General features: G+C 29.7%; 15 protein-coding genes. 7 read left to right on the top strand and 8 right to left on the bottom strand.

Annotated elements, in window-relative coordinates:
- Positions 1-6 precede the first annotated feature (6 nt).
- A complete protein-coding gene (locus AAID94_07865) occupies positions 7-765 on the bottom strand; it encodes an exodeoxyribonuclease III (GenBank protein XAK23741.1) in 759 nt (252 codons plus the stop codon).
- A gap of 116 nt (positions 766-881) precedes the next feature.
- Here AAID94_07865 and AAID94_07860 point away from each other — a divergent pair, with 116 nt between their 5' ends.
- The 4 genes from AAID94_07860 to pyrC all read left to right on the top strand — a co-directional run bounded on the left by AAID94_07860 (position 882) and on the right by pyrC (position 4,113).
- A complete protein-coding gene (locus AAID94_07860; GenBank protein XAK23740.1) occupies positions 882-2,429 on the top strand; it encodes a phosphoethanolamine--lipid A transferase in 1,548 nt (515 codons plus the stop codon).
- The gene (locus AAID94_07855) at positions 2,429-2,785 is read left to right on the top strand and encodes a diacylglycerol kinase (GenBank protein ID XAK23739.1); all 357 of its coding nucleotides are present in this window, start codon (positions 2,429-2,431) and stop codon (positions 2,783-2,785) included. The genes AAID94_07860 and AAID94_07855 overlap by 1 nt, the downstream gene beginning before the upstream one ends.
- Positions 2,776-3,018, top strand: coding sequence for a replication/maintenance protein RepL (locus AAID94_07850; GenBank protein XAK23738.1), 243 nt, complete (start codon positions 2,776-2,778; stop codon positions 3,016-3,018). Before AAID94_07855 ends, AAID94_07850 begins: the two co-directional genes overlap by 10 nt.
- 90 nt (positions 3,019-3,108) lie before the next feature.
- Complete coding sequence (gene pyrC / locus AAID94_07845; protein XAK23737.1) at positions 3,109-4,113, top strand: dihydroorotase; 1,005 nt, start codon at positions 3,109-3,111, stop codon at positions 4,111-4,113.
- A 41-nt stretch (positions 4,114-4,154) separates the two neighbouring features.
- Here the strand turns inward: pyrC and AAID94_07840 are convergent, their stop codons facing one another.
- From AAID94_07840 to ilvE, 7 genes are all read right to left on the bottom strand, one after another.
- The gene (locus AAID94_07840) at positions 4,155-4,529 is read right to left on the bottom strand and encodes a TM2 domain-containing protein (protein XAK23736.1); all 375 of its coding nucleotides are present in this window, start codon (positions 4,527-4,529) and stop codon (positions 4,155-4,157) included.
- 155 nt (positions 4,530-4,684) lie between these two features.
- Positions 4,685-5,395: a class I SAM-dependent methyltransferase gene (locus tag AAID94_07835; GenBank protein XAK23735.1), complete on the bottom strand. Its 711-nt coding sequence runs from the start codon at positions 5,393-5,395 to the stop codon at positions 4,685-4,687.
- Between the two features lie 214 nt (positions 5,396-5,609).
- Entirely contained in the window at positions 5,610-7,730 is a 2,121-nt protein-coding gene (locus AAID94_07830; GenBank protein XAK23734.1) for a methyl-accepting chemotaxis protein, read from the bottom strand.
- 153 nt (positions 7,731-7,883) lie between these two features.
- Complete coding sequence (locus AAID94_07825; protein ID XAK23733.1) at positions 7,884-8,393, bottom strand: DUF2393 family protein; 510 nt, start codon at positions 8,391-8,393, stop codon at positions 7,884-7,886.
- Positions 8,393-8,923 carry a DUF2393 family protein gene (locus AAID94_07820; protein XAK23732.1) on the bottom strand — a complete coding sequence of 177 codons (531 nt, stop codon included), beginning with the start codon at positions 8,921-8,923 and terminating at the stop codon, positions 8,393-8,395. The genes AAID94_07825 and AAID94_07820 overlap by 1 nt, the downstream gene beginning before the upstream one ends.
- A gap of 10 nt (positions 8,924-8,933) precedes the next feature.
- A complete protein-coding gene (locus tag AAID94_07815) occupies positions 8,934-10,016 on the bottom strand; it encodes an SPFH domain-containing protein (protein XAK23731.1) in 1,083 nt (360 codons plus the stop codon).
- A gap of 15 nt (positions 10,017-10,031) precedes the next feature.
- Entirely contained in the window at positions 10,032-10,946 is a 915-nt protein-coding gene (gene ilvE, locus AAID94_07810) for a branched-chain-amino-acid transaminase (GenBank protein XAK23730.1), read from the bottom strand.
- 343 nt (positions 10,947-11,289) lie between these two features.
- Here ilvE and AAID94_07805 point away from each other — a divergent pair, with 343 nt between their 5' ends.
- From AAID94_07805 to AAID94_07795, 3 genes are read left to right on the top strand one after another with little or no spacing between them, the layout of a single operon-like run.
- The gene (locus tag AAID94_07805) at positions 11,290-11,496 is read left to right on the top strand and encodes a 4-oxalocrotonate tautomerase family protein (GenBank protein ID XAK23729.1); all 207 of its coding nucleotides are present in this window, start codon (positions 11,290-11,292) and stop codon (positions 11,494-11,496) included.
- Positions 11,493-11,951, top strand: coding sequence for a thioredoxin-dependent thiol peroxidase (gene bcp, locus AAID94_07800; protein XAK23728.1), 459 nt, complete (start codon positions 11,493-11,495; stop codon positions 11,949-11,951). The genes AAID94_07805 and bcp overlap by 4 nt, the downstream gene beginning before the upstream one ends.
- Positions 11,951-13,042 carry an epoxyqueuosine reductase QueH gene (locus AAID94_07795; GenBank protein XAK23727.1) on the top strand — a complete coding sequence of 364 codons (1,092 nt, stop codon included), beginning with the start codon at positions 11,951-11,953 and terminating at the stop codon, positions 13,040-13,042. Before bcp ends, AAID94_07795 begins: the two co-directional genes overlap by 1 nt.
- Positions 13,043-13,133: the final 91 nt, after the last annotated feature.

Here is a 13,133-nt window from a genome sequence, read left to right as displayed (position 1 = left end):
GGGATATTAAATATCTATTTCTATACCTACAGGCGCGTGATCTGAACCAAAAATATCATCTCTTATGAAAGCATTTTTAAGCTTGTCTTTTAAACCTGTTGAAATGAAAAAATAATCAATTCTCCAGCCCACATTTCTTTCTCTTGCTTTCATTCTATAACTCCACCACGAGTATTTTTCTTTGATATCGCCATTAATCTCTCTAAAAGTATCAATAAAACCAAGTTTTAGCAAATCATCAATCCAAGCTCTTTCTATGGGTAAAAATCCCGAGGTATTGGCATTTGCTTTTGGATGGGTAAGATCGATTTCTTTGTGCGCGGTATTGACATCACCACAAATAATAATCTCAAAACCATCCTTTAAAAGCTTTTCTAAATACACTAAAAAATCCGCATAGAATTTCATCTTAAAACCCAAACGCTCTTCATCTTTTTGTCCATTTGGAAAATAGATATTAAAAAGTGCTATATTTTTAAAACGATGTTCTAAAACTCTACCTTCTTCATCATCAAAAAATTCACATTTTTTCACTTCGCTATCAAAATTGCAAAGACTCATAACACCCGAGTATCCAGCTCTTTTGGCAGAATTAGAATACATATGCTTAAAAGGATATTCATAAATTTTCTTAGGAAATTTATCTTCATGTGCTTTAATTTCTTGAAAACCTATAAAATCAATATTTTCCTTTATTATCCAATCAAGTGCATTTTTATCACAAATAGCTCTTAAGCCATTGACATTCCATGAAAGTAGTTTCATCAGTTAATCCTTAAATTTTTGAAATAAAAATAATATCATAATTAATAAAAAATATTACTAATGGTTAGCTTTTTCCTTTTAAACTTTGCCTTTTAGTTATTTTTTAAGGAGAGAATATGTTTAAATTTAAACTTTCTTGGTTTCAATTTGTACTTTTTAATTCTATACTTATTACACTTTTAAATTTTAATTTGCATTCATTTGTTTATGAAAAATTATCCCAAAATTTATTGCTAACTTTAGTTTTTATTGTGGCTTATTTTGGTTTGGTCCATATGATTTTTTCACTTATTTTTGTAAAATATTTAACTAAAATATTATCTATATTTTTTATTTTATCATCTTGCATTAGTCTTTATTTTATTACTTTTTATGGAATTTTAATTGATTCAGATATGATACAAAATGTCGTGCAAACTGATGTAAAAGAAGTGAAAGATTTGCTAAGTTGGCGTTTGGTTTTATCGGTTATTATTGTTTTACTTTTTTGCATTTTTATTTTAAAAATTCGTATTGAAAATAATGTAGAACAAGATTTTTTTAAAAGAATACGAGTTAGGATTTTAAGTGCGTTTTTGGGTTGTTTTATATTTTTAATCTTCTTTATGCCTTTAAGTAAAACCTTTATACCTTTTTTTAGAACTTACAACGAAATAAGAATGTATAATGTTCCTTTTTATCCAATTTATGCTGTATATCGTTATTATGTGCGTTTTTTAAAGCCAAAGCCTGAATTTAAAACCATAGGCGATGATGCGTTTAAAGAGGATAATACTACAAAGAAACTTTTAGTTTTAGTAGTGGGTGAAACTGCTAGAGCGGCGAATTATTCTCTTGGAGAATATGCTAAAAATGATACTAATTTTTATACCAATAAAAATAATGTAGTATTTTTTGATAATTTTTCTTCATGCGGTACTGCTACGGCGGTGAGTTTGCCTTGTATGTTTTCTCTTTCAAAGCGTCAAAACTATTCAAGTAGCGAATATCAAGAAAATGTTATGGATATCTTGCAAAAAACAGGCGTAAAAGCTTCTTGGATAGATAATAATTCAGGCAAGTGTAAAGGAGTTTGCGATAGGTTATCTGACAAGCAGCAACTCTCTAGCGATTGGGATGAGAATTTATTGCCTTCTTTAAAAGAAAGATTAGGCAATTTAGATACTCAAAATATCATAGTTCTTCATTTGCAAGGCTCTCATGGACCAGCCTATTATAAGCGTTATCCAAGCGAATTTAAAAAATTTACTCCAACTTGCGATACTAATGAACTTTCAAAATGTGCTAGTGAGGCTTTAATCAATACTTATGACAATACTTTGCTTTATACGGATTATCTTTTAAGTGAGATTATCGAACTTTTAAAAGAAAAAAAAGATTATGAGAGTTCTTTATTATACCTTTCAGATCATGGAGAAAGTTTGGGTGAAAATGGAATTTATTTACACGGAATGCCTTATGCTATAGCACCAAGACATCAAACTCATATTCCTGTTATTTTTTGGAGTAGTGATGAAAATTTAATGACCACAGCTCAAAATCATAAAAGTTTAAATCTTTCTCAAGATAATCTTTTTAGCACGCTTTTGGGTTATTTTAATATTCAAACCGCTGTCTATGAGCCAAGCTATGATATATTAAATCAAGCTTTAAAGGCTAATTAATGAAACCAAAATATCATCTTTTAAATAATGCACGATATGCGCTAGAAGGAATTCTAGCCTTGTTTAAAAATGAAATGGCTTTTCGACTAGAGCTTTGCGTGATTATCCCCGCTATCGTTTTTAGCTTTTTTTTAGATGTAAGCTTTTTAGAGCATTTATTTTTAATCGCTGTTTTAATTCTCATCTTAATCGTTGAAGCTTTAAATTCAGCCATAGAAGCTTGTGTGGATTTGATTACAAATGAATGGCATGAAAAAGCTAAAGTTGCTAAAGATTGTGCAAGTGCGGCAGTATTTTTTAGTGTGTGTTTAGCGCTTTTTATTTGGGGTTTTATCTTAGGAAAACTATGGCTGTAAAAATTGAAAATTTAATGAGAGAAATTTTAGGCAAAAAACGCTTTGAGCTGCTTCAATTTTTATGTGAAAATGCGGATGAGAATGGTTTTGTGATGGTAAAAATAAGTGAGCTTGAAGCAAGATTAAATCAAAGCAAACCTACCATCATCGCAACTTTTAAATTTTTAGAAGAAAAAAAGCTTTTTAAAAAGTTGAAAAATGGATTTTATCAACTTTGCATCCCTTGTGATTAGAAAATAAATTTTCTTGTTTTAATTATTCTTCTTTTTATCATTCTTTTTGGCTTTATAAGATAAAATTTGTTTATTGATTTAGGAGAAAAAATGACACTTAAAAACCCACTAGATATGCATTTGCATTTAAGAGATGAAAATATGCTAGGCTTGGTTGCACCTTTTAGTGCTAAAGATTTTCGTGCGGGTGTGATTATGCCAAATTTAGTTCCACCACTTTGTGATTTAGAGAGTTTAAAAGCTTATAAAACGCGTATAATAAATGCTTGTGAAAATGAGAATTTCACTCCTTTAATGACTCTTTTTTTTAAAAATTATGATGAAAAATTTCTTGAAAGTGCCAAAGATGAAATTTTTGGTATCAAGCTTTATCCTGCGGGCATTACTACAAATTCAAAAGGCGGGGTTTCAAGCTTTGATATAGAGAATTTAAAACCTACTTTAGAAGTGATGAGTGATTTACAAATTCCACTTTTAGTGCATGGAGAAACCAATGATTTTGTGATGGATAGGGAAAGCAATTTTGCTAAAATCTATGAAAATTTGGCTAAAAATTTTCCGCGTCTTAAGATTGTTATGGAGCATATTACGACTCAAACCTTATGTGAACTTTTGAAAGATTATGAAAATTTATATGCAACCATTACTTTGCATCATTTAATCATCACTTTAGATGATGTTATCGGTGGAAAAATGAAGCCTCATCTTTTTTGCAAGCCTATAGCTAAGCATTACAAAGATAAAGAAGCGCTTTGTGAGCTTGCTTTTGGTGGATATGAAAAAGTTATGTTCGGAAGCGATAGCGCGCCACATCCTAAGCATGAAAAAGAATGTTGCGGTTGTGCAGCGGGTGTGTTTAGTGCGAGTGTGGCGCTTTGTGTTTTAGCTGATCTTTTTAGTAAAAATTCAAATGAAGCCAATTTACAAAGATTTATTTCAGATAATGCTTGCAAAGTACATAATTTAACCTTTGACAAAGAAAAAACCATCGTTTTAGAAAATCAAGAATGGCAAGTTCCAAACGAATATAAAAACGAAAGTGAAAAAGTAGTTCCTTTTATGGCAGGAGAAACTTTAAAATTTAGAGTAAGATAAAAACTAGTTTTAAAACTAGTTTTTATCTAAGGTGTTATTTTTTATAATACGGCTAAGATTTTATTAAGATTGTCTTTTTTGATGCCTTTCCACACTAAAAACCAATCCACAATGCACCATATCCATAAAGCAAATAGAATTAAACCACCGATATAAATCCAAATGGTAACAACACCTACTAACCAAGTTATAAGTTTAGCGACCCCCAAACCTATATCACCCTTATAAAAACGATCAATTCCAAAGGCACCTAAAAATAGACCTAAGATCAAACCTATAATATGGCTTTTAAAAGGCAAGATGGCAAGAGAGTTGATTTTATCTTCACTTGCATTTTTAAGCTTGTCTTGCACAAGGGGCAAGCTATTAGATGGAATTTTGTCTGAAATCATCATCAATACAGTATTTATATCCATAAAATCTCCTATAATAATATTAGAATAAAATAATAACTAAAATAATCTAAAATTACTTTTAAGTTTAATTTTATAAAATGAGTATTTTGATAAAAATATTTCAGTATTACAAGATTATATATCTACCTTAAGATAGAATTTTATCTTAAGGATGATTAAAAAACCAAAAGTTTGATTTTTGATTGTATAGTTTCTGTGATATCATCTTTCACAAAAGCTTCTAAATCTTGCTTGGAAGCTTTAACCCCATTCATATCTAAATGCCATAAAGCATTTTCTATAGCTTCATCTTTTCTTCTTTCTACTATGCGTGTTTCATCAAAGACAAATTTATGAAACTTTATATCATTTTCTAGCAAATAACTTTCCAAATCCTGCTTATAAACACCCTTAAATTCCGTATTAAAATGCTTAAAAATAGGATCTAAAAAATCACTTTTTCTATAATCTGCCCAACCAAGATAAATTCGAAATTTAGCTAATTGGATAAAGTTTAAATAATCTTTTTTATCTTGCAAAGCAGGAGACATACTCAAAAAGGCTATGTCAAATTGAGTATTTTGATTTTTACTTACCCATTCAGTAAAAGTGCAATTTTCATATTTTATATTTGTTAATTGGAGTTTTTTAGCATCTTCTTTTAAAATTTCTAACATAGCTTTTGCATTATCAAGGGCGGTGATTTCTTTTGCATTTTGTGCTAAGTGTAAAGTCCATACTCCTGTGCCACATCCTATATCTATAATGCTTTTATTTTTAAAGCTTATATTTAGTTTTTCTAATTCTTTAAAAGTTTGCTCTTGTATGGAATTGAGTTTTTGATTGTATCTTGCGTAGTTTTTAGCTTTTTTATCCCAAAGATTCATTGATAGTCCTTATTTTTAAATCAATAAAATCATAGCATAAAAAATACTAAATTATTAAATTATCTATTTATAAAACAAACCAACCCAATCTACTTAGGTGTTAATAAATAATGAATTAAAAGATATCAACGAGTAATCAGCTAAAAGTGTTAATGAATTAAATCTTTAGATTGATACTCGCATATCAATCTAAATTTTATATATCAGTCTCTAATTAAAATCTTTTCTTTTTCACATCTTCAAGTATATTATTAGCTATATCACTTACAGTATTAGAAATAATAGCAGACTCATTAGCAATCTCTACATTATCCTTAGTAGTTTGATCAATTTGAGCTACACTCTCATTGATTTGAGTAATACCTGCAGTTTGCTCTTTAATAGATTCTGCCATATCATTGATAGATTGAACCAATAAATTAGTATTAGCTTCTATTTCAGATAAAGACTTTTGAGTTCTTTCCGCTAGCTTTCTAACTTCATCTGCAACAACTGCAAATCCTCTACCATGTTCTCCTGCACGTGCGGCTTCAATAGCAGCATTTAATGCTAGAAGATTGATTTGATCTGCAATATCTCCAATAATACCTGTAACATTCTTAATCTCTTCAGATTGAGTGATAACATCACTGGTTTTTACAGAAACATTTTGCATAGAAGAAGTAATCTCTTCTAAAGCAGCAGCTGTTTCTTCCAAAGAAGCTGCTTGAGAATTAGAAGATGAAGTAAGGTTTTGAACTGCACTTTGAAGTTTAGAACTTTCACTGGCTAAGTGATTAGCAAAGTCAGAACTTTGTTTTAACATCTTAACGATTTCATCTCCTAAAGCATTGGTAGTGATTTCAACATTACCACTAGCATTATCAAGTTTATTTCTAAAGTCTAAAGACTTATATTCTTCAAAGATCTTATGAATAGCATTCATATCTGATCCTACTTTAGTTTGTAAAACATCTAAAAGTCTATTAAGAACATTTTTAAGTTCTATTAATTGTGGATTTCTAGGATTAGCTGTAATTCTTGCAGTAAGATTACCACTTTCTACTACTCCTACGGTTTCAACACTTTCTTTTACTGCTTTAGCATCTTGTTCTAAACCTTGTTTAGTAGCAAGGATGTTTTCGTTGATGATTTTACCCATTTTTCCTAGTTCATCATCGGCCCTAATTTTGATTGTGTGAACTTCGACTTTTTCATGATTTAAGAAGCGGAAGAAATTTTCTAGAGCTTTGAGTATAATAGGAATTCTTGCTCCTACTATTTTTCTTACACAAAAATATACAACTACTAAAATAGCAATCAAAGCTATAGCGGCAACACCAACGATAATAAATTCTAATTTATATAAAGGTGCTAAAACTGATTTCTTAGGCGCTGTTACAACTACGCTCCATTTGCTTGAATTATTTAAAGTATTAAATGGAGTGATACTTGCGTAACTAGGTTGCCCCATTGAATCGGTATAATTATCAATGATGATTTGTCTATGTTCTTTCACTGCATCATTGATTAAATTTATAGAAGGATCTTTATTGATATCAATCAAATTTTTTAAAATAGCTCCTGGGTTGGTATTGTGAACCGCAATAACCCCTTGATCATTTGTGATCATTCTTATATTACCTTCAAAAAGGTCTAAAGATGGATCAAGTAAAGCTTTAGAAATTTCATTAAAATCCAAAGAATATCCTATAGCTCCTACAAGCTTACCTTTATTGTTGAAAATAGGCATTCCCAGATTGATACCCAAAAACTCATTTCCATTATAATTAAGGTGTGTAGGAGGACCAAAAAATACTGAATCATGATCCCCGTATTTCGCATTTTGTTCTATTTCTCGAATTATATTTAGTTGCGCGAAATTATTTGGAGTACGGATAACTTTTATACCTCCTGATCTTTCTAAAGTGGTATCAGAAAAAATCATAGCAAAGGTGTTGCCATCTTGGCTTCTAAAATTTTTATCTATAGCAGCAGTATTGCTTAATACCGAAGGATCTTTTAGATAAAGAAAAGCATATTCTGCTCTTGCACTACTATCAAAAGTATTTTTTACAATACTTTCAACCAAATTTACATCAATTTGATCATATTGTGAAAATATTTCATTCAATGAAGAAGCGGTACTTTTTGTTAAGACAATGGGTTCATTTAAAATACCTTCCATGTAGTTTACATATCTTTTTGAAGATATGAATAGTGCATTTTTGGCTTCTCTTTCTGCAAAGGAAGCAACTTCTGAGGATACAATAGATATTAAAACCACTATAGCTACAATTACACTGATGGCAACTGATAGTACGAGTTTTGAACCTATATTCAAAGATTTAAACATTGAATAAACTCCCATTAATTATTTTTTGAAAATTATCAGATTTTAACAATATATCAAAAATTTTTTAAAATTAAGTTGAAATTTGTCCTAAAAAGTTTAACGGATTATAGTATATTGATATTTTTAAAAATATTTAATATTTACCATAGTTTTTTAAATGCATTTTAAAGTGTGGTAAAATTCGGGATTTTCAAAACTTGGCGGAAAAGGAGCTTCAGCTCTAAAAGTTTTATATGTATTGCCTGGAAGGGTGTCTATGATTTCTATAGTATAAGAAACGCTTGTATTTTGCATTTTGGCATTACGTACATTTTTATCATCAAAAATTTCTCCTCCAACCTGTTTTTTGTTTAATATGCTTAACATTAAATAGCATTTGCGAATATTAAATTTAGTAAGATTTTGCACTTTTCCTGTGATAATAATGCTTTCGTGTCTTAAATCTCTAGAAAAGGTAAGTTTGCTAAGACTAGCTTGGATTGTAAATTGATTAATAGTTAGAAATACAGAATAGATTAAAAGAGCAGTGAAAATAGTTGCAATAGTATAGGAAATTAAAGCAAATTCTTTTTGTTTAACCTTTAAGAAAATTAAAATACAAATTAAAATAAAGCAAAAAATTAAAATAACAAAAGCTAAAATATGAAAAATTGTAAATTGCATTAAAAGCACTCCGAATTTAGGCGTATAGTGTAGTTATTATCGTAGTTAAAATTGTCAAAAGCAATTCTTTGAAATTGGGTTGTGTTTTGTTTTAGATTAAAAATCTCTCTACTTTTTTGCCTAAAAGGAATAAATTTGTTTTTATATGTATTTATGAGATTATCTTGAGGTAGCTTATCTTTGAAAATTTTAGCTATTATTTTACATTGTTTAAAGTCGTTTTTAGAAGTATTTGTGATATTAAAATCAACAATCAAAGCTCCTGAACTTTGTATGAATTTTTGTTCTACAATGGTTGTTTTTCTACTCCTTGCTTGGCTGTCTATGAGTTTATACCCATATGTATAAACTAAAAAACAAATGATTATATTAAGCGCGATAATTAAAAGAGCCGCCACGGGTTTGTGGCGTAAAAAGATACACAAGAGTAGAACACAAGTGAAGAGAAAAAAGACAAATAAAATCAGCATATAATCCACCAAATACAAGTGAGTAGTGTAAAAATGCACAATTTCTTTTAGTCTTTCCACTCTATACACCCTAGTTCATATTAGCAGAACTTTGTTTTTTAGCATCCTTAGTATCTACCCAAATATTTGGCACTGCTCCACCAGGAGTTAAGAAAATTTTGGCATCTTGATTGACTTTCAAGGCTTCATTAAATTCTTTTTGGGTTTCGATTTGTTTTAAGTTAAGCAAAGGAGTATTTAAACTATTTGCAATTTCTTTATTAGAATAAGCTTGCGCATCTGCTTCTATTTTTACAGCCATTGCTTTACCTTTAGCACTGATGATGGTTGCATTTGCTTCCCCTTCAGCTAAAGCAGCCTTTTTTAAAGCTTCTTGGTTTGCTCTTTCTACTTCATATTTGGTTCTTTCTGCTTCTTGTTTTGCAATCTGTACGCGTTCGATTTGCTCTTTTACTTTTAAAGGTAAGATAATTTCTCTAAGTTGAACCGCACGAAGTTCTACAGGCTCATTAGGTTGTGCTTCTATAGTTTTTCTTATACCCTCTTCAATTTGAGTTGCAATTGCATTACGATTTGTTGGAAGCTCTTCAGCAGTATATTTTCCCACAACACTTCGAACCACATCGCGCACCACAGGATCTATAATTTTGTTTTCCCAATTTAAGCTCCAAGTTGCTATGGTTTGAGGAACTTGTAAAGGATTTAGGCGGTATTGAACTGTTACATCGATAGAAACAGGCAAGCCACGTGAATCAAGCACAGAAATGCTGTTTTTATTGATTACGCCTGAGCCTGAAGATAAATTTTCATTACTCCCTTCTATAGAAGCATAATTGATTTGTCTTACTCTAGTATCAATTATGGTTATTTTTTGTATAAAAGGTAGAAAAAAGTGGAGTCCTGGTTCTAAAGGATTTGGATCATATTTACCTGTAGTGGATTTAATCCCCATTTCCCCAGAATTTATTACCATAAAAGGTTTTGCGATAATTAAAAACAAAACAATAATAATTGCACCATAGACAAAAGGAGAAAATTTTCCAAAACCCTTGAAATTGAATTCAGGGGCTTTAAAATTGAAATTTTGTCGATTGTTATTGTTATTAGAGTTTCCATTTTTTTTATTGAAATAATCATTCAAATCAGCTGGCATTTATTTCCTTTATCTTTAAATATAAGTTAGCATAGATGCGTATTTTTCATTGCGTCCGTAAACTACATCAAAATAAGCATCTTGAAGTTTTTTAGTAATAGGACCTCTTATACCACTACCTATAATTCTTGCATCAACATTATTAATAGGGGTGATTTCTGCAGCAGTTCCAGTAAAAAATGCTTCATCAGCAGTATAAACTTCATCTCTTGAAATTCTTTGACGAAGTACAGTTAAGCCAAGATCGTGAGCGATTTTAAGCACTGTATCTTGAGTGATGCTTTTTAGGGAAAAGTCATTAGGAGGAGTGATTAAAACTCCATCTTTTACGATAAAGAAGCACTCTCCTGTGCCTTCTGCAATAAAACCTTCTTCATCAAGCATCAAAGCTTCTTCATATCCTGCTTCAATAGCTTCAAATTTTGCAATTTGAGAATTAAGATAGTTTGCACTCGCTTTTGCTTTGCCCATGCAAGATTTTACACTATTTCTTACAAAAGATGAAATTTTTACTTTAATACCTTTTTCTAAACCTTCTTCACCCAAATAAGCACCCCATTCCCAAGCAGCGATACCAACACGCACAGGAGCTTTTACATGATAAAGTCCCATTACTCCATCACCTAAGAAAATCACAGGGCGAATATAGACATTATTTTTAAAATCATTCACTTTTAAAAGTTCAATTTGTGCCTTTTCAAGCTCTTTTTGAGAAAAAGGGCAGTTTAAAAGAGTAATTTTAGCGGATTCTAAAAGTCTTTTAGTGTGATCTTCAAGTCTGAAAATCGCCAAACCTTTATCTGTTTTATAAGCTCTTGTTCCTTCAAAAACAGCATTACCATAATGTAAAGAATGGGTTAAAAAGTGCAAAGTTGCATCTTTAAAATCAACTAATTTTCCATCCATCCAAATTTTGTCTGCCGAGATCATTTTTAGCCTTAATAGTTATATTTTTGTTAAAAAACTTTTAATTTTATCAAAAGTAAATTAATGATAGCTTGATATATAAAGTATAAATTTAAACATTTAATGAAGGATTTTAATAAAAAATAAAAACTTTTTAAAATTTATCAAACTTCTATCTTAAAAATATAGTTTTTATTAGCTTGTGTTTTGGTAAAGCTTTTTTTGATAATTAAAAGTAAAATTAAGAAATTTAATGTCGAAATTTTGAGAAAGATTGAATTGAAAATTTTTTACAGAATTTAGTGTAAATTTAAAAATTTATTTGTTAAAGTTTGAAATAATTATAAAAATTAAATAAGGAGAAAAAATGCCAATTGTAAATATTAAATTAGCAAAACCGGCTTTAAGTAAGGAGCAAAAAGCTGAATTGATAGCCGATATAACCGAGCTTTTAAGTACAAAATACAATAAAAGCAAAGAAAGAGTAGTAGTGATGCTAGAAGATATCGAGAGTTACGATATAGGTTTTGGTGGAGAGAGTGTAGAGGCTATCAAGGCAAAGGCAAGTAAATGAGTATTTTAAAAGAGGGAGATGAGGCACCACAATTTGAGCTTTCAAATCAAGATGGAGTGAAAATTGCTCTTAAAGATTTTATTGGTAAAAAAGTGATTTTATATTTTTATCCTAAGGATAATACTCCAGGTTGCACCACAGAAGCTTGTGATTTTAGTGCAAACTATGATAAATTTTGTGATAAAAATGCAGTGATTATCGGTGTAAGTCCTGATGGTGTGGCAAGTCATGATAAATTTATTGCCAAATTTAATTTAAAGCATATTTTATTAAGCGATAGTGAAAAAGAAGTGGCAAAAGCTTATGGAGCTTGGGGACTTAAGAAAAATTATGGTAAAGAATACGAAGGCATTATAAGATCGACTTTTGTTATCGATGAAGCGGGAAAAATCGCCCAAATTTATAGCAATGTCCGCGTAAAAGATCATGCACTAAAAGTGCTTGAAAGTCTTTAATGTTAGTACACATTTGTTGCAGTGTAGATAGCCATTATTTTATAGAAGAGCTTAGAAAAGAATACCCTAAAGAAAAAATTATAGGGTATTTTTATGATCCTAATATCCATCCTTTAAGCGAATACGAGCTAAGATTTTTGGATGTAAAAAGATCTTGTGATAAGCTTGGTATTAAACTTTATAAGGGTGAGTATGAGTATGAAAAATGGCTAAAAGCTGTAAAGGGTTACGAAGATGAACCAGAAAAAGGTGCAAGGTGTGAAATTTGCTTTGATTTAAGAATGGGTTCAAGTGTAGAATTTGCAGCTAACATAGGAGAAAAAAAGCTTACAACAACACTTTTAACAAGTCCTAAGAAGGATTTAGAACAATTAAAAAATGCTTTGCAAAAAGAGTGTGAGCCTTACGGAGTAGAATTTTTAGCTCCTGATTTTCGTAAAAATGGAGGCACTCAAAGACAATTTGCTTTAGCAAAAAAAGAAATGCTTTATCATCAAAATTATTGTGGTTGTATTTATGGGCTAAAAAAACAAAAACAGGATAAAAATTTTATCGATGAATTAATGTCACCTATTAATGCTCAAATTTTACCTGCAAGCATAGAAGCTAGAATAGCTCTTTATAAAAAAGTCAATCTATTAGAAAAAAAAGGTATAAAATTTGAAATCATAAGACAAAAATTTTTAAACTACCGACTTTTAAATGCTTTAATAAAGCTTGATAAAAAAGCTGTTAAAAGTCATATTTTATTTTATTCTCATTTTAAAAATCATTATACAAGATTTAGTTTAGATGAAAAGATTTTAAATGAGAATTTAAAAGATGGAATTTATAAAAGTATGAAGGATGAAATCAACTTTATAGAATTTTGGCGCTTTAATTCTTATTTTAAAAATAAATGGAAAAATTTTGAAGATTTTTTAAAATATCCTTTGAAAATAGAAGAAGAAATTAAATGGAGAAATAAGCATTTTGGAGCTTATGATCTTAGTCCTGTTATAGTGCTTGAAAAAATTTTACCTACAAGATATGAGATTGTAGCCAAGAGTGAAATTTATTTTGATGTTAAGGAAGTAATAAAAAGAATGTAGATTTAAAATATTTTAAATCTACTTAAAAATTTGACTAAAATTGGTTAATTTAACATAATTTTTAATGATTTTTTTATATAATTGAGTTTTT

This window comes from Campylobacter coli (assembly GCA_039516895.1).
GTDB classification, from domain to species: domain Bacteria; phylum Campylobacterota; class Campylobacteria; order Campylobacterales; family Campylobacteraceae; genus Campylobacter_D; species Campylobacter_D coli_B.
The sequence above is the reverse complement of the archived record's forward strand: the minus strand, read 5'-3'. Positions and strand labels throughout refer to the sequence as shown.